Source organism: Tolypothrix campylonemoides VB511288_2 (assembly GCF_045999855.1).
Taxonomy (GTDB): domain Bacteria; phylum Cyanobacteriota; class Cyanobacteriia; order Cyanobacteriales; family Nostocaceae; genus Scytonema; species Scytonema bouteillei_A.
On record NZ_JBFPMW010000002.1, the window covers coordinates 905,233 to 922,138 of the forward strand.

A 16,906-nucleotide genomic window follows, 5' to 3' on the forward strand; every position below is an offset into this window, starting at 1 on the left:
ATGCGTTTTCAGAGTGAAGTTACCTTTTTTAGCATTATGCAAGGTCTCCTTCAATAAGCCCGTACAGCGATCGCCCGCAATTACTGTGGTTCTTTGCTTCTTTCCAAGGACAAACCCGAACATAATCTTTATTTACTGGTAACCCTTACAACACACTCTTCAACAGGTTTTTTACATCAAAGCGCTTTTGGTTTTTGCTCAAATCCCTAACTCGCTCAATGTAAACTGCCCCTACAAATTTTTTAATAAGTCTTTCTTTTTCATTATAGCTCATTCCTAATACAGATGAAAAGATCTTGTTCCTGCTTGCCGATCCTCTAAAGTTCCCAATTGTTGTAGGACTGACACTGCCTGCCCTACGCCTGATGGCGAGAAGAGAGTATGTCAGTTGACCGCACCTCTTATCAACCATTCAGGCTTTTATTATAATACAATATACTACATGAGTAGTATAAAAATCAATACTGGGCTCAGCCATTGCTTCTAAAAACCCAGATCTGCTTTAGCAAGTTCAGCCGCAGCAAAAACTTCTGCATCCGGCTTTTCTTCCCAATCGGTATCACCAATTTCCTCATAGAATTTGGCATCATAGGGACGAGTCCGCACGACAACTGGCATGGGAACAGCATGACCGAGAACCAAAGCTTGTTGCTTTGAATCCAACTTTGCCAAAACTGACTTCAAACTACCAGCACCGGAAACACCAGTAAAAATTGCGTCTATATCTTTTTCATCATTTAACAAAGCGGTGATCCGAGTTCCAATCTGAGACATCACTTCATTGTCTATACCCGATGGGCGTTGATCGACTACTAAAAGGGTGACAAAATACTTACGCATTTCCCGAGCGATCGTACCAAAAATAGTACTTTGTACGGTCGCAGGGTCTAGAAAGCGGTGTGCTTCCTCAATGGTAATCATCAGTTGGGTCGGTTTATCGAGGGGATTTTTTGACTGTAAAAACTTTTCTGCCTTACTTACATAGTGTTGGTGAATCCGACGGGTAATCATGTTAGTGACTAACATATAGGAAAGCATATCCGCCTGGGAACCAAACTCCACCACAATGTTTTTACCTGCTTCCAAAGAACGTAACATCTGATTGACATAGTTCTGAGGGCAGGCAGCACGCATATACTTTAAGTTATCCAGTCGTAGAAGTTTTCGCTGCAAAGCAGTAATGGAACCCTGGTGTCCCCGCTTTTCCTCACAAAACATCTTTATTTCCTCATTTGTCATATTTAACAACTGAAGAATCCAAGACTTGCCAAACTCAGCGTAGAGAATGTTCGCGTTATCGATACTGGCTTCGGAGAGCCCTAAATCTCTAGCGCATAACTTTACGTCTTCAACTTCAATTTGTTCGTAACTCAAATAAAGTTCTTGTGCGTGAGGAACTCCCCGACGCTTGGTTGATTCTGGATCGAGAGTATAAACCTCTACTTTTGAGGGAAATAGCTGCTTTAAACCTTTGACAGTACTAAATTGTTTGCCTTCCGAAACAGCTTCCCAGCCATATTCGGAGTGCATATCAAAAATCAAATTGACTGCTGCGCCTTTACGGATTGTTCCAGCCAAAAGTAACCTTGTCAAAAAGGATTTTCCAGTACCCGATTTACCAAAAACACCGTTACTCCTTTCTACAAATCTGTTTAAATCGATACAAACTGGCACATCCATATCGAGTGGTCTGCCCATGGAAAAGTTTTTCCTCTGGGGGTCATCTTCCCAACCAAATACTCGCCGAAAATCGTCAACAGAAGCCTCATAAACTTGGCTAAAATGGCTTGGAATTGTTTTTACTGGTAGCAATTCCATCGTCGTACTGGTTTGAGGTTGAAATGATGCTAAACCTGTCGTTGATGGAACAAATGGATTGATAGATTTACCGTTAGTTGGAGAAAAAGATTCTTCCGATTCCGGAGTAAACATCAGCATGGGAGCAAGGTTAATTGTGCCATATGTACCTCCTCCCGCTAAAACTTCTCGTAAAAAAGTGTCATCCCAATTAGGAGGGTTAGCAGTGATTCTCTGATTGGCTATTCCCAAAGAAACATCTGTGAGCATGCAGAAGAAACGCGATCGCACCCCTTGTACCACCAAAAATTTACCTACCCGCATATCTTCCACAGAAATATCGGGGTGCAATCTTACTTCCAATCCCCCTATGAGAGAGCCTTGTATAACTGAACCTAATGGCTGTCCCAAACTCATTTTTACATTTTCATTTCTTGCATATGTTGCATTGTAAATGCAAACTATATAATTTGCGAAAAAATTTTGCGAAAATTGCTAATTGCTAATTGCTAATTGCTAATTGAGATTAACCATTAGCCATTAGCCATTAGCCATTAACCATTAGCTATTCAATTTGAATTGAAGTTGGTGAACTTGGTGTTGTTGGTGTAGTGGAACTTAATAGAGGTTTGCGAAATTGAGCATAAAGCCTGTCACGCCAGCTAAAAAATGGTTCATAAGCTGGATTTTCTGCAAATAGAGGGACTCCTTGTCCTCTCAGAGTTGCTGGTAAATCCAAATAAGGACCATCGGGAAATTTCAACAATATAGATAAACCCGCCACGGCAAAATCAGCTAGGGTTGGTTCATCTCCTGTTAAATAGGGGCTATCTGCCAGTAATAGGGTGAGAGCTTCTAAATCTTGCTTTAAATCCGCGATCGCACTTTTGATGACATCAGGGGTATAACCAACTCCTACACCCATAATTTGCAGCAATTCTGCAGGTACGCCTTGGACGACAGTTTTTAGAAGATCTGGTGTTGTGCTTGGCAGTAGAGATTTGCGAAAATTCTGATTTTGGCTAATAGCAGAAAATAATGCTTTGCGACTTTTTGTCCCTATTGACTCATCTGCCCATTCTTCTATTAATAGAGTGAGACCTCTTTGCTTGGAATTTTTTGGTAGCAAGGGGCGATCGGGATACTCCGAGTCTAAATACTTAGCTATTTCTGTAGAATCTGCTATATACCTAATTCCATCTTTTAGTACTGGCACTTGCCGTTGACCTGTCAAACGGAATAACTCTACCTGTCCGATTCCGGGTGTTACCTCAATTTTACGGTAATCCAGACCCTTGTAATCTAGAATCAGACGCACTTTCTCTGAGTACTGAGACAGTTCAAACTGGTATAATTCCAGCATTCTTCAGTTCCTGTGCTTAGTGTACTTATTGATTCTACAATCTTTACTTGAGTAGTCCAAATAATCACTGTTAATTCTTGGGAACTTTAGAGGTGATTAAAACGTCTGTGGGGTTCTTTGGCAAGTCAAATAACTCATTGATAATAAAATACTATACTTATCTCCTGTTCAATTTTCAAACAAAAATAGAGATAGTCAATTGGTGAAAAAATCTTACTGCTTTTGTGGGATTTTCTGTGTAACAAAATGATATAAATCAATAGTGGTGATATGTGAAAATAAAAGCCAAGTAAGTTTTATGAAGGTTGAATACGGCAATTTGCTGAAGCAATTGGCTAGCATCGTAGGAGTAACGGGTGTGAGCCTCCTGCTTGGGTTACCTGTTGGGGCAAACGAGGTATTAAATCCCAACCCCAGTATTTTCAATGAAACGCCTTATAACAAGAGTCTGCGTTTTGAGGTTAACCCACAGTCTACACACAAAATACCTGCATCAGAAGTCACAAAGTCCACTAAGAAAACTCCAGCTAAAAATGTAGTGGCGCAAGGTGGTGTGACAAATCCCAAACCAAGCATTTTACAGGAGTGTCCCTATAACCGTGCTGCTTGTCCTGGAGGTGGGAGCAGTCCCACACAAAGTCCATCCAACACTCCTGACACTACACCTCCTTCTAGTCCAACAGAAACACCCACTACACCGACTACACCTCCAGAGCAGCCTTCCTCCGGTACTTCTGAGGGGAGAAATATAGTCGCAGTAGCAGAATCTAACGGGTCTTTCACAATGCTTACCAAGGCATTAAAAGCAGCTGGGCTAGTAGAAACTTTACAAGGCAAAGGACCTTTCACTGTTTTTGCGCCTACTGATGCCGCTTTTGCCAAGTTGCCACAAGACGCAGTACAAGATTTGTTAAAGCCTGAAAACAAGGAAGTACTGACGAAAATTTTGAGGTATCACGTTGTTTCTGGTTCAGTACAATCTAGTGATTTGAAATCAGGCGAAGTTAAAAGCGTTGAAGGAGGTGCTATTAATGTCAAGGTTGAACAAGGTGGTGTCATGGTTAATGATGCTAAGGTCGTTCAACCTGATGTTAAAGCTAGCAATGGCATTATCCACGTAATTGATAACGTCATTTTACCTCCTGATTTATAAGTAGTTGGGGGTTAGTAGTTAGCAGTTAGTAGTTGACTTGCTAACTACTAACCCACACGGCTATAGTTTCTAGGATTTTTAGAAAAAGTACGATATGAAAATTTTTTCTGAGGTTAATTCCAAACAGAGTTGATTTTAGCTAACAAGCGATCGAAGTTAATTGGTTTGCGGATAAAATCATCTTCTTTTATCTTCAATTCATCTATAACACGAGTGTCATCAGAACCAGTTACAAGTAAAATTGGAATAAAAGGTAAATTCTCATTTTGACGGATACATTGAGTGATTTCATAGCCATCCATTCCCGGCATCATCACATCTAGCAACACTAGATCTGGAGGAGAAGCCTCAATTTTAGCTAAAGCCGAATTTCCATTTGTTGCTGTATCGACTTCATAACCTTCAGCTTCTAAAGCAGTTTGAAGTAACGATACATTAAGTGCAAAATCATCTACAACCAAGATTCGGCGACGCTGAGCACAGTGCATAAATGTAATACCTAAATTGTTAAAAAGTTCCGTTAAAAAAATTAAGTATATATGCTTAAACGTTAATATGATTACATATTATTTTAATATTTAAAACCAACTTTTGATAGTTGACATATATCTTTAGGTAGGAAGCACTGTTACGATCGCTTTTGCTCCTTCTTTTTGTACTGGTACAGCACGCTGTAAATAAGACAACCATTAGCAACAGATAAAAAGCGGAAATTCAGAGCTTTTGCGCCTTCTCCCCCAGAAGCAGTACTTGGGGCTGCCTTCACGTACTAGGTTGATTCTTGTAAAGTGTTTCTAGCCCCTTTTTTATTGCCAGCTGAACCGCGAACAACCAAGCGATCGCCCACCACTTCCACCTCATCTACCTCTACGGGTAAATTTTCCAATTTCTTGGCAACTTGTTGGTTTAATCGTTCTTCTGAAAACCCAAAGCGTTTAGATAAATCTAAGAGAGAAAAACTGATACTACCAAGCTTAATGCGAGTTGTGTCATCTAAGCTGACTTGTTTGTTGCGGAGAGTCGGTTTTCCTTCCACTTCCACATAGACGGCATGATACCTCAAGATTGGTATAGCTGAGAGTAACTTAGAAACGACTATTTGTTCTCCCTTTTGCAACTCGTTGAAAGGAATTGCTCTTAAATCAATCACTGCACCTGTCATAATTTTACCGTTTTCAATATGAGTCTTTGTGCTGACAACAGCTTGAGCAAGATGACTTTTGTTAGTTGATTGAGCAATTCCCGAATCAATCAGAGCATTCACTTCATCCGCATCTAGTTGCACTTCACCTTTGGCTTTTGAGCTTTTGAGATGGTTGGAAATTTTATGCAACACTTGCTTTTGTGCTTGTTGTTTTTGCGCTTTTTGAAGTTGCTTGGTTTGGTCAGTTGGGGGAGCCACATTAGCAGACTGGGGCGGGCTAGCGGATTGAGTCTGTGAAGTTTTATACCAATCTGGTAGTTGCGTTACCTGATACCAAAAAAAGAAGAAAACAGCACCAGTGCCAGTCACACTAAGGCTGATTAGAAATAATAGTCGCTTGAGCATAAGCGAATAATAATAGTTATAAGTTGTATTGATTTTGATACATCCCCAATTTCTTAGCGTCGAGGTACAATTCACTATCCAAGAGAGTATTAGAAGTATCTAGTATCGCTAAGTTGCAAAGGAGACGCTATGCGATAAGCTAGGTACAACTTGTACCAAGGGCAATAAGCTGGGTATGGCTTGAGCTTCGCGAATCGCATTTGTCAAAAGTCCAGTTGTTTACTGTTTTGTACACTAGGGGGCTTGCCATACTGTACTGTGACAATCTTTGACAAGGTCGTGTCTTTATATTCTTGACAAGATATAAGATTTACGCATTATGAATTTATGATAAAGAGCACAACCTTTATAACACGCAAATAAAATCAATGACATAGAACACCTGTACTGACTTTTTATAGTTTAACATCTTCCCCTGTGCTTTTCTGCTCGTAAGTGCATTAGACTCATCGCTATTAAAGCAGCCCGAGCCAGAAGAAATCGACAAAGCAGAAGTCCCATCACAACGCCAAAAAACAAACTTCAACAAGTCAAACGGTGACTTATTTTAGTTACCACGTAGTTGGTTACTCCGCACTCTTCAGGTGATTCTCTTGTAGAACGCACTCGGACTTATAATATATATCAACAGCCGTATAGGTATACGGGTAAAACCTCCATGAAACGCGATCGAACGGGAAAATTTATCCACAGCTGGGAAACGGAACCGAAGCAGGCGGTCAACTTATCCCTAACTAAGACGGCTTGGCGAATTCTAAAACAGCAGGCACTTGAACGTGGGTTTTCGCGTTCTGAGTTGGTGGAACGGTATGCTCGTAATTTGCAATCAGATTTGTCTTTGAACAACCCCAGATCCAATAACGACAAGCTGAAAGTTTGCCATTCAATAGAGGAAAAGGAAACACAACAAAGAGCCGATCGGGGCTTAGAAGAACTTGTGGCAGAACGAACGTCCCAATTGTGCCAAGCTAATGCAAAACTGCAACTGCAAATTGTTGAACTGCAACAAACTATTGAAGCTTTGCAGTCATGCCAGCAATGGGAACAACGACTTCAGCAGAACGCACAAGCTCAAGTTAATCAACGCCAATGGTTGGAAGCAGTTCTCAATCTGCTGCCCATTCCGCTGGTATTTGTTGAACCCCAAACGGCTTGCTTCACCTTTGCCAATCAGGCTGCAAATGAAATGGCTGGCGGTGAAATTCCTGACAATCGCCCCGCAGGGGTCTATGATACAGAGTTTTCCTGCACCGATGCTACAGGGCAACAAATTCCCCCCGACCAACTTCCAGCCGTCCGGGTGGCTAGAGGTGAAAAGATTCATGGGGCGGAGTTAAATTGGCATACTCCAACTGGTGTTTACTCTCTGCTGGTTTATGCAGATACCTTACCCGCAATGTACGATCAACCAGCAACTTGCCTGATGGTGTTTCAAGATATTCGCGATCGCAAACAACTTGAAGCGGAACTCCGCCGTCGAGAGCAAAGGTTTAAAACTTTAGCTGAAAATTCCCCAGATATCATCAGTCGAATTGATTCAGAGTTTCGCCATCTTTATGTTAGTCCTGCTATCGAGCAGGTGACGGGCATTCGAGCCGAAGAGTTCATTGGCAAAACCAACATTGACTTGGGTATGTCACAAGAGAATTGTCAGATCTGGCATGAAAACTGGCAAGAAATATTCACAACCGGGCAAGGTCGCTCGATAGAGTTTAGCTTTGAGACACTGAAGGGTACGCGTTGGTATCAATCTCGTTATATACCTGAGTTTGCAGCCGACGGCACGGTCGAATCAATCATTGGCTATAATCGCGATGTCACGGAGTTCAAGCGGATTGAGCAACAAGAGCGTTTTCTCGCTCAAGCATCGCAAACCTTTGCAGCAGCAAGTTTGGATTTGCAAACGGTTTTGAACACTATAACTCAACTTGTTAGTAAATATACAGGTGATGTCTGCGTACTGAGCCTTCTCTCAGAAGATGGACAGTGGCTTAACCCAGTCTCTGCGTATCATGCAGACTCAGAGGTACTAGAATTCGTTAGTGAACTGTTGAAAAGTTATCCTCGCCGCGCTGATGAAGGAATTGGGGGGCGAGCAATCCAAACTGGAGAACCCCTGTTGATGCCAGTCACATCACAACAGGAATTTCGTGCCATTATCAAACCAGAGTATCAGCGCTACTTGGATCGCTTTAGGGTTTACAGCATATTGCTTGTGCCACTGAAAGTACGAGGACAAGCGATTGGAGTGTTGAGCCTAACTCGCCATCGTGTCAACGAATCTCACAATATCAATGACTTGAGCTTATTTCAAGATTTAGCAGACCGGGCGGCATTGGCGATCGCTAATGCTCGGCTCTATCAACAAACCCAACAAGCACGCCTGATAGCAGAGCGCACTGCCGATCGTACTGCTCGCCTCCAATCAGTCACAGCGGCACTTTCAGAAGCACTCACTCCATCTCAAGCTGCAAAAGTCATTGTCGAGCAAAGTACTGCCGTATTGAACGCAGGTTCTGCGATGGTAGCAATTCTCAACGATGAAGGTACAGACCTTGAAATCATCCATTCTATTGGCTACGAGCAGAATTTAATTGAGGCATGGCGTTCCATTCCTCTGAAATCATTCGTACCACTGGCAGAAGCAGTACGCACTGGCATACCTATATGGGAAGAGCCACTCGAAGAAAGACTTGCTCGCTATCCCCACTTAAGAGATGCTTATACCCAAAACAATTTTGCAGCTTGGATTTCGCTCCCCTTAGTAGTTGAGGGTCGGGCTCTAGGTGGTATAAGTTTCGGCTTTGTTGAATTTTGCCCATTAAGTGATGGCGATCGCTCGTTCATCCTGGCTTTAGCTCAACAATGCGCTCAGGCCATCGCCCGTGCTAAACTCTATGAAGCCGAGCAACGAGCAAAAGCTACAGCCGAAGCGGCAAACAGAATCAGGGATGAATTTCTTGCTGTTCTTTCCCACGAACTGAGAACACCAATGAATCCAATTTTAGGTTGGACGAAATTACTCCAAGGGGGTAATCTCGACGCTAGCAAAACAGCAGCGGCTCTGTTAACCATTGAGCGTAATGCCAAGTTACAAGTCCAACTCATTGAAGATTTACTCGATATTTCTCGCATTTTGCAAGGCAAACTAAGTTTAAATTCAAGTTTGATTGACTTAAGATTAACAATTGAAGATGCGCTCAAAACAGTTCAATTGGCAGCCCAAGCTAAAGCAATTCAAATTCAAACTTATTTTGAACCAAATGCAGTGAATGTTTTGGGTGATGCAACTCGTGTGCAGCAAGCCATTTGGAATATTCTATCTAACGCTATTAAATTTACTCCCAATAGGGGATGTGTAGAAATCCATCTCAAGCAGGTTGGCAACCAAGCCCAGATCGCCATCAAAGATACAGGCAAAGGTATCAAGTCTGATTTTTTGCCCTACGTCTTTGATTATTTCCGTCAAGCTGATAGCAGCATAACTCGAAATTTTGGAGGTTTGGGGTTGGGGCTTGCAATCGCTCGACATATTGTTGAGCTACATGGTGGAACTGTCAAAGCTGACAGTTCAGGAGAAGGACAGGGAGCTACCTTTACCATCATCCTTCCTCTGATGTCAGCATTAAATTCAACAAATCAGGAGATGACATTTATGCAAGACACACTTACGTTGCAAGGAGTTCAAATCCTGGCTGTTGATGATGATGCAGACAATTTGGAATTAGTGACTTTCGTTTTGGAACAAGCTGGTGCTGTTGTGACTTCTGTGTCTTCTGCTCAAGAGGCGATTGCAAGACTTCAGAAAACCCAGTTCGATATTTTGCTGACTGACATCGGAATGCCTAAAATGGACGGCTACACATTATTGCGCCAAGTTAGAACCATGGAACCAGAAAGAGGATTAATTCCAGCGATCGCTCTGACTGCTTATGCAGGAGAAATGAATCAGCAGCAGGCATTAGCTGCAGGATTTCAGTTACACATCCCCAAACCAATCGATCCAGAAGTTTTGATTGAGGCAGTTGTCCGCACTGTGTCGGATCGTTCTAAGATGGTGTGGAACGATCGCTAATCAATGGCTTAAAACCTTTGTCAGCGTCAAATCCAAGTATAGGTTAAAGGGAAGTTCTATCTAAAGGTAGAGAAGCACTTGTGCAATATTTGGGAAGAATATTAAGTACGAGCACCTGACGTCTAGTTGTGGCAAAGGCAACCAAAAGTGAGCAAACTAACTTGTTAACTCTGGCAATTGACAACTGCATGAGATGTCGCTTGTGGTACGGGTGAAAATTGGGAAAACGGTCGCGTGCAACCATCACTTTTAGTTCTGATACAAAGAGCAGAGTTAAACAAATCGGGCAATTTATGAGAATCAAGCCTGCGGGAGATGGTAAAAACCTCATCGAATATTCTTCAGAAGCGGAGCCTAGAGCGTGAGCGATTCAGAAAAAGCAACTGACCCTGAGGCAAACCGTGACCAAATCACCAAGATTCTTGAAAGTATTACAGATGCCTTTGTCGCTTTTGACTCGCAGTGGCGCTACACATATGTCAATCAGCAAGCCGCAAAGCTTTTAAACAAAACCCGTGAAGAACTCCTTGGCAGACAGGTATGGGAAGAGGTTTTTCCAGAGGCAGTTGGAAATTTGGCATACCAAGAACTTCATCGTGCTGTTACTGAAAAAGTGACTGTTGTATTTGAACACTTTAGTCAGTTGCTGGGTAAATGGTTTGAAATTCACGCTTACCCTTCAAGTGATGGTCTTGCTGTTTATTTTCGTAACATCAGCGCTCGCAAGCAGGTTCAAGAGGTACTTGAAGAACAGGAAAGAAAATACCGCTACATCTTTGAAGCTACAGGGGTCGCGATTTGGGAAGAAGATTTTTCTGCTGTCTTTGAAGCGATCGAGCATTTAAAAGCGCAAGGCGTCCAAGATTTTCGAGCCTTTTTTGTGGAACATCCTGAGTTTGTACAACAGGCAATTGGCATGGTGAAAATTGTCGATGTAAATGACATGGCGGTACGGATGTTTGGCGCTCTCCACAAACAGGAACTTTTGAATTCCCTTCACCAAGTCTTTGTACCAGAAACTTTAGAGGCATTTGTTGAAGAACTTTTAGCATTTGCTAGCGGTCAAACTTACTTTGAATCTGAAACCATCATGCAAACCATAGATGGAGAGCGTCTCAACGTCCTGTTTACGATTACATTACCGCCCCAAACCAGAAAAGTAAATAACGTGTTGGTGAGCATTATGAATATTACTGCTCGCAAGCAAGCTGAGAAAGCACTGCGCCAAAGTGAAGAGCGATTTCAGGCCTTTATGGACAACAGCCCAACCGCAGCATGGATTACTAATGTAGATGGATGCATACTTTACCTTAATCCTACTTATTATCGAACCTTTAAGCTACCAACCAACAATGCGATCGGCAAAAGCATCTTCGATGTGTATCCGAGTGAGATCGCTCAGCAATTCCTCGATAACATTAGAATGGTTGCTCAAATAAATCAAGTGCTTGAAGCGATTGAGCTTGCTCCTCGCACTGATGGTACGCTTGGTGACTTTTTAGTCTATAAATTTCCCCTAACAGATGGGTCAGGGCAATGCTTGGTAGGAGGTGTTGCGGTTGACATTACCGAACGAGAACGCGCACGTCGGGAAAGCGAACGTGCAGAACAAGCACTCCAAAAGCAGACAGAACAATTGGTTCAAGCTAACCGCATCAAAGATGAATTCTTGGCAGTTCTTTCTCACGAACTTCGGACACCACTCAATCCCATACTTGGATGGTCAAAGTTACTCCGAACAAAAAAGTATGATGAAGCAACCACTGTTCGGGCTTTGGAAATCATCGAGCGGAACGCCAAACTTCAGACCAAACTGATTGAAGATTTGTTAGATGTCTCTTGCATTCTGCAAGGCAAACTCACTCTGAATATTGGTACCGTCGATCTTGCATCTGCGATCGCAACAGCAGTAGAAACTGTAAGTTTAGCAGCCCAAGCCAATTCGATTCAGCTATTAACCGTGCTTGAACCAAATGTAGGACAGGTTAGGGGCGATTCAGTTCGCTTACAGCAAGTGATTTGGAATCTGCTGTCTAACGCTATTAAATTTACCTCCTCTGGCGGAAAAGTAGAAGTTCGTTTGGAGTCCCACGGTTTAATGGCTCAGATTCAAGTATGCGACACGGGTAAAGGAATTAGTCCTGAGTTTCTGCCCTACGTGTTTGACTACTTCCGACAAGCTGACGGCACAACGACCAGGAAATTTGGTGGACTCGGTTTGGGATTAGCCATCGTCCGCCACATTATAGAATTGCATGGCGGTACGGTTAAGGCAGAAAGTTTGGGTGAAGGACAGGGAGCAACTTTTACCGTCATGCTACCACTGATGAAAATGCCCTTACAGAGCGCTCCCAAGCTCAAGCAATCTGTTGAATCTCTCCCTTTCAATGGGGTAAAAATTTTGGTGGTGGATGACGAGGTTGACACGCGGGAGTTAATCGCTTTCATACTAAGGGAGTCAGGAGCAGAAGTCACGCAGGTGGGCTCGGCTTGCGAAGCACTACAAGCTCTGACGCAATTTCAGCCTGACTTGTTGTTAAGCGATATTGGAATGCCAGAAGTAGACGGTTATATGCTGATACGTGACATCAGAGCAATGCCACCAAACCAGGGAGGGCAAATTCCAGCACTTGCTCTGACTGCTTACGCTCTTGAGGGGGATTCTCAACAAGCGATCGCTGCTGGATTTCAGCAACATATTGCCAAGCCGATAGATCCCACCGCTCTAGTTACAGCCGTAGCTAATCTTACCAGACGTTGTAGCCAGAGGATTTGACCCGCAACTATCAAAGCAAAAAAGGACAGAACTAGTCTGTCCAAAATCTGCTTAAGTTAAATTGTGTATTGGAATGAACCGATGGCGGACATCTCCAAAACTCATATTAAGCTTAGTAGCGTCCTCTAGAGTAGCCGCCCCCACTGTTTCCACGTCTGTCGCCACCAAAGGAAGAACGCTTGTCTTCGCGTGGCTTAGCCTTGTTAACTTTCAGGCTGCGACCCATCCACTCTGCACTGTCAAGAGCTTCAATAGCTGCAGTTTCTTCAGCTTCTGTTGCCATTTCTACAAAGGCAAATCCCCGGACGCGACCTGTTTCCCGGTCTGTGGGGACTTGAACGTTTTTAACAGTTCCGTATTCTGAAAAAACTTGTTTGAGGTCGTCTTGTCCGACTTCATAAGATAGGTTACCAACATAGATTGACATAAAAGATCTCCGAAATTACGCGGTGTTGAGAGTTAAATTCGGAGAGACACTTGTAAATAGATAAAGACAAATTGCACAACCGAATATAATCCTAGTTACTAATAATAACACAAATTTTCTAATGTGTTGAAAAATTTCAAAATATTGCTAAACTTCAAGCTTGTCAAAAATACCAGACAGCATCATTTCATCTTACGTGCTTTCTTCCGTGCTGCATCCCGCACCTGTTGATTCAATAAGTAACCAAAACCAGCTTTTTCCAGACGATATACAAACTCCTCACGAGTATGATTCAATGCTGCTGCAGTAGCATCCACATTCCAATTGTGTTTGGCTAATACACTCAGTAAGTAAACTCGACGAGTTTGTGCAGCTGACAGACGATAAGTTTTAAGGTATTCCAACTCTCCGCTGTCACGTGCGATCGCTTCCCCGATGTGATTTTCCTCTTTAGGATTCAAATCAGAAATAAATCTTTGCAGAGAAAAAGGACCAGCACTATAGACTCTTTTAGATGTAACGCCACGTCCCAGCAAACCAGAAGCCATAAAACCTTGAAACGATGCCCAATCAGAACGCATTGTTTGTATAGCTTGCCGCAAATCTGCCAAGCTATTAACCTTAGACTCCTCTACAGACACATCCATTGGAAAAGTCGTATCGTACAGCAAGCCATACTCATAGAGCAATTCCCCATAAAAGTCTTCCAGCAAACTCGTATGAAGCAGTCGGTAATCTTGCGGAGTCGGAACCACAAACGCAGAAGCGAGGGCTTCGGCAACAAACACCAACACCCCTACCTGTTTTTCATGAATCTCAAATACCCGCAAAGCTTCTTCTAGCCCAGCAATGTCACGTCCATTCACAGAAGTTTCATAACGGCATCCCAAACCATAAGAAAGAGCATACTTAGAATATTCACTCCAAGCAATATCAGGTCCAGAGAAAAACATTGACAAAAAACCTTCCATTGCCAAATGCAGGGGTAAAAAACGCAATTGGTTGTTCCCTTCCCGCTTCGCCATGCGATGCATCAAGCGCACGCTTACACAACCACAGTCCATCCGTTTTCCGTCACTGTTAGCCATCTGTCCCCCATAAGCAGCAACCGGGCTACCATCATTTGTCCAAGACATAACCAGTCCGTGAGGTACATAAGAAAAGTACTTCATTCCCGGTTCTATCATTTGCCCTTTTAAAGAGACAGCTGTGAGGTCTTCGTCATAATTACGGCGTAGCAAGCGCAAGTCACCATGCACCTGACGGCGCAACAGAGGTACAAGCCGCACCGAACCCCAAACTTGTGAAGGTGCGATGTCTAATCCTTTTAATGATATGTTGGCGATTAAGTTAGTTTTTTTTGCCATAAGAATATTTGATGATTGCTAATGGCTAATGGCTAATTGCTAATGGCTAATTGCTCTATTAGCCATTAGCACACAACATCAATTCCACTCGTTTTGCTAGATATGCTTCGAGTTCTGATAAAGGTGCAGAACCATCAGCAAAGCGAGCAAAGCCAAGCAAGGTAGGTAAATCTTCTGCGTCTCTCAGCCCCACAGTAGGAATGCTAGAACTGAGGGAACGCAACGAGTAATCTTCTGAAGTGAAAACTGGATTGCAGTGAACTATAGAAGTTTTCTGCATCGGATCTAAACGGGTACGGTAGATACGCAAAATTTCTGCAGCACCACGAGGGGGATCGTTCTCACAACCATCAGAAACAATAATGACTAAGTCTGCTCCCCACTCTAAAGCATCTAGTAAGGGGGAGGCTAAGTCAGTTTGTCCGCGAGGATGCACCAGGAGAGCATCTTTTATGGGTGTCGTCCAAAAATCTTGGTATTCTTGAGATGCAGCTTTTAATAAATAATGTGTAGCTAATGCCACGCCTAATGGACGGCGGCGCTTTTCTAAAGATCCAGAACTAGAATAGCTGCAATCCAATACCGCTGCCACTCGCCCCAGTTTTAAAGGTGCTTTTTTTAATGCCAACCAAGCAGATTTTTCTAGCGCTCGATTTAAAGTTTGCCATTCTTGCTGTCGAGTTTCTATAGGTAAGGAGAGAATATATAATGCCAAACGAGTTAGGGGAAGACGACCCAAATCGAGGTTAATTTCTATTTCGTAAGTGCGTTCTGCTGTATTCTGAAAACGTAGCTTTTCAGTTACAGTCATGCGTTCTTGAATGCGAGACAAAAACACGTCACGGGGAATTTTATGCTTTGCAGCCAAACCTTCTGCAATCGTAAATGGTAAGTCATAAACAGCTTCAGCGCTATAATGTGCCTGACGAAACTTTTCAAATAATTCTGTTTCGTAAACTTTTTGTTTCCAGTTTTGAAAAAGAAAGTTTCCTAGTTCGCCTTGCAGTTTGAGGTGGGCATGAGAAACAATTGCTCTTACCTTGGAACGATATTTGACAGCATCAAAGCTGATATCTCGACGCTGTTGAACATACTCGCGTGCGATCGCTCGACTGCGGCGGTTATTAATTCGCTGTTTCCGCAACTGTTGCAATACTCCCCAAGCCCTTTGTGGAGGTAATTGTTTTAGTGCTGCTGCAATTAATGCGCCTTCTTCTTTACGGTAATCTGTTTTAACATCTCGCCCCGTTGCTAATAGTTTTAAAATAATTTGTGCCTGATTAAAGTGATTGATACCAGACGCTAAAGTGCGTGTATAGAGCAAGCGGTAATTACCTATAATATAGTCATGTAAAAAATTGATAGAAACTTGCTGACCGAAGGCATCATCATAAAATTCTTTTTGTCCGGTGCAGGCAAGACAAGCATTAATAAACATAACTAAATCTTCTCGTGCTACCTGCTCGACTCGCTGATTTGAATTAGCAGCCATAACCTAAGATAAAAAATATAATTAACAGAATCTTTGAAATGGATGTTTGAAAAGTTTTTGATAATGTATCAAAGTTTCACAGATCTCTCTAAATTCCCCTTTTTAAGGGGGATTTTTAGAGTATCCTACTAGATGATTCCCATAAATGAGGATGCTGTTTGGGGAAAGGACGCACGACTTAGGTTGAACAGCTTAACAGGCTATGACGGAAGTCGCACAAAAGTCCCACAAACAGCAAGACTGAATATTTTGGATGAGCGATCGCGTTCTCAATCCAAAATTTAAAATCTCAAATAATATCAGTTAACCGCGAACGGATGACTGATAACAGGTTACTGATAATTGCGACAGTCGCTGCAACAATAATTCTGTAGATGGTGAAAGTGCAGCCACAAAAACACCTGTTTCACTTTCTACATCTGATGTCACCCAAAGACCTTTGAGAACAACCTCAACAAAGTCAGCATCACAAGGGTAAATTTTTATACTATCTTCCTGAATTGAGCTTTCCATCTCAAGCAAGCAAGAAACTTTAATCCCGAGCAGAAAAGAAGCAGTAGTGGGTTCAACGTGGATACCCGTGGCTAAGCGTACAGCCAGTGCGACTCTAATGTTAAGCCAATCTTCCAAAGATTCATTTAAACGCTCTAGGGTGAAGTTATTTTCAGTATAAGTTAGTTTCAGCATATCAACTTCCAGACATACGGTTATAGAATCTTTGGTGTTTCCTTTTCTATACATCACTTTACTTGGAACAAATTCCCTAAAGCTAACAAAAGTCGCAACAGTGAAAAAGCTTGTAAAATCTGGATTAGACTCTTAGGGGAAGTTGTTAAACTTGGGGGAATCCCCGAACTTTTAAGTCAATGGAAACTAGGAGAAAGAGCCCTATTCCATTTTCCAACCT

13 protein-coding genes are annotated in these 16,906 nt (G+C 42.5%); 4 read left to right on the forward strand and 9 right to left on the reverse strand.

Translation table 11 applies throughout. The features are described 5' to 3' along the window. Positions 1 to 483: 483 nt before the first annotated feature. A complete protein-coding gene (locus tag AB0756_RS08305; protein ID WP_038081420.1) occupies positions 484 to 2,214 on the reverse strand; it encodes a helicase HerA domain-containing protein in 1,731 nt (576 codons plus the stop codon). 148 nt (positions 2,215 to 2,362) lie between these two features. Beyond that, on the reverse strand, positions 2,363 to 3,160 hold the full coding sequence (locus AB0756_RS08310; RefSeq protein WP_038081422.1) for a glutathione S-transferase family protein: 798 nt from the start codon (positions 3,158 to 3,160) through the stop codon (positions 2,363 to 2,365). 298 nt (positions 3,161 to 3,458) lie between these two features. On the opposite strand from AB0756_RS08310, the gene AB0756_RS08315 reads away from it, so the two are divergent. Then, positions 3,459 to 4,313 carry a fasciclin domain-containing protein gene (locus tag AB0756_RS08315; protein ID WP_038081424.1) on the forward strand — a complete coding sequence of 285 codons (855 nt, stop codon included), beginning with the start codon at positions 3,459 to 3,461 and terminating at the stop codon, positions 4,311 to 4,313. 113 nt (positions 4,314 to 4,426) lie between these two features. Here AB0756_RS08315 and AB0756_RS08320 read toward each other — a convergent pair whose 3' ends face one another. The 3 genes from AB0756_RS08320 to AB0756_RS08330 all read right to left on the reverse strand — a co-directional run bounded on the left by AB0756_RS08320 (position 4,427) and on the right by AB0756_RS08330 (position 5,862). Continuing rightward, positions 4,427 to 4,801: a response regulator gene (locus tag AB0756_RS08320; RefSeq protein WP_038081426.1), complete on the reverse strand. Its 375-nt coding sequence runs from the start codon at positions 4,799 to 4,801 to the stop codon at positions 4,427 to 4,429. 140 nt (positions 4,802 to 4,941) lie between these two features. Continuing rightward, positions 4,942 to 5,079: a hypothetical protein gene (locus AB0756_RS08325; protein ID WP_153021534.1), complete on the reverse strand. Its 138-nt coding sequence runs from the start codon at positions 5,077 to 5,079 to the stop codon at positions 4,942 to 4,944. A gap of 3 nt (positions 5,080 to 5,082) precedes the next feature. Then, the gene (locus AB0756_RS08330) at positions 5,083 to 5,862 is read right to left on the reverse strand and encodes a hypothetical protein (RefSeq protein WP_038081427.1); all 780 of its coding nucleotides are present in this window, start codon (positions 5,860 to 5,862) and stop codon (positions 5,083 to 5,085) included. Positions 5,863 to 6,520: 658 nt separating this feature from the next. Between AB0756_RS08330 and AB0756_RS08335 the strand changes: the two genes are divergently transcribed. Both AB0756_RS08335 and AB0756_RS08340 read left to right on the forward strand, forming a co-directional pair. Beyond that, a complete protein-coding gene (locus AB0756_RS08335) occupies positions 6,521 to 9,937 on the forward strand; it encodes an ATP-binding protein (protein WP_050046421.1) in 3,417 nt (1,138 codons plus the stop codon). A gap of 361 nt (positions 9,938 to 10,298) precedes the next feature. Continuing rightward, positions 10,299 to 12,713 (forward strand): PAS domain-containing hybrid sensor histidine kinase/response regulator, encoded by a 2,415-nt coding sequence (locus AB0756_RS08340; RefSeq protein WP_050046422.1) that lies wholly within the window; start codon positions 10,299 to 10,301, stop codon positions 12,711 to 12,713. A gap of 112 nt (positions 12,714 to 12,825) precedes the next feature. On the opposite strand, the gene AB0756_RS08345 is transcribed toward AB0756_RS08340, so the two are convergent. The 3 genes from AB0756_RS08345 to AB0756_RS08355 all read right to left on the reverse strand — a co-directional run bounded on the left by AB0756_RS08345 (position 12,826) and on the right by AB0756_RS08355 (position 15,999). Continuing rightward, positions 12,826 to 13,140, reverse strand: coding sequence for an RNA recognition motif domain-containing protein (locus AB0756_RS08345; protein ID WP_038081429.1), 315 nt, complete (start codon positions 13,138 to 13,140; stop codon positions 12,826 to 12,828). A gap of 182 nt (positions 13,141 to 13,322) precedes the next feature. After that, positions 13,323 to 14,507 (reverse strand): ARPP-2 domain-containing protein, encoded by a 1,185-nt coding sequence (locus AB0756_RS08350; RefSeq protein WP_038081431.1) that lies wholly within the window; start codon positions 14,505 to 14,507, stop codon positions 13,323 to 13,325. Positions 14,508 to 14,565: 58 nt separating this feature from the next. Further along, positions 14,566 to 15,999, reverse strand: a complete 1,434-nt coding sequence (locus AB0756_RS08355; RefSeq protein WP_038085074.1) for a hypothetical protein — start codon at positions 15,997 to 15,999, stop codon at positions 14,566 to 14,568. 132 nt (positions 16,000 to 16,131) lie between these two features. On the opposite strand from AB0756_RS08355, the gene AB0756_RS08360 reads away from it, so the two are divergent. Next, entirely contained in the window at positions 16,132 to 16,284 is a 153-nt protein-coding gene (locus AB0756_RS08360) for a hypothetical protein (RefSeq protein ID WP_153021535.1), read from the forward strand. Positions 16,285 to 16,302: 18 nt separating this feature from the next. Here AB0756_RS08360 and AB0756_RS08365 read toward each other — a convergent pair whose 3' ends face one another. Further along, positions 16,303 to 16,686: an alr0857 family protein gene (locus AB0756_RS08365; RefSeq protein WP_038085079.1), complete on the reverse strand. Its 384-nt coding sequence runs from the start codon at positions 16,684 to 16,686 to the stop codon at positions 16,303 to 16,305. Between the last annotated feature and the right edge of the window lie 220 nt (positions 16,687 to 16,906).

Excerpts from the sequence above, each read along its gene's own strand:
- AB0756_RS08350 (WP_038081431.1), bottom strand. The coding sequence starts at position 14,507 with ATGGCAAAAAAAACTAACTTAATCGCCAACATATCATTAAAAGGATTA.
- AB0756_RS08310 (WP_038081422.1), bottom strand. The coding sequence starts at position 3,160 with ATGCTGGAATTATACCAGTTTGAACTGTCTCAGTACTCAGAGAAAGTG.
- AB0756_RS08320 (WP_038081426.1), bottom strand. The coding sequence starts at position 4,801 with ATGCACTGTGCTCAGCGTCGCCGAATCTTGGTTGTAGATGATTTTGCA.
- AB0756_RS08335 (WP_050046421.1), top strand. The coding sequence starts at position 6,521 with ATGAAACGCGATCGAACGGGAAAATTTATCCACAGCTGGGAAACGGAA.
- AB0756_RS08305 (WP_038081420.1), bottom strand. The coding sequence starts at position 2,214 with ATGAGTTTGGGACAGCCATTAGGTTCAGTTATACAAGGCTCTCTCATA.
- AB0756_RS08330 (WP_038081427.1), bottom strand. The coding sequence starts at position 5,862 with ATGCTCAAGCGACTATTATTTCTAATCAGCCTTAGTGTGACTGGCACT.
- AB0756_RS08355 (WP_038085074.1), bottom strand. The coding sequence starts at position 15,999 with ATGGCTGCTAATTCAAATCAGCGAGTCGAGCAGGTAGCACGAGAAGAT.
- AB0756_RS08365 (WP_038085079.1), bottom strand. The coding sequence starts at position 16,686 with ATGCTGAAACTAACTTATACTGAAAATAACTTCACCCTAGAGCGTTTA.
- AB0756_RS08315 (WP_038081424.1), top strand. The coding sequence starts at position 3,459 with ATGAAGGTTGAATACGGCAATTTGCTGAAGCAATTGGCTAGCATCGTA.
- AB0756_RS08360 (WP_153021535.1), top strand. The coding sequence starts at position 16,132 with ATGATTCCCATAAATGAGGATGCTGTTTGGGGAAAGGACGCACGACTT.
- AB0756_RS08345 (WP_038081429.1), bottom strand. The coding sequence starts at position 13,140 with ATGTCAATCTATGTTGGTAACCTATCTTATGAAGTCGGACAAGACGAC.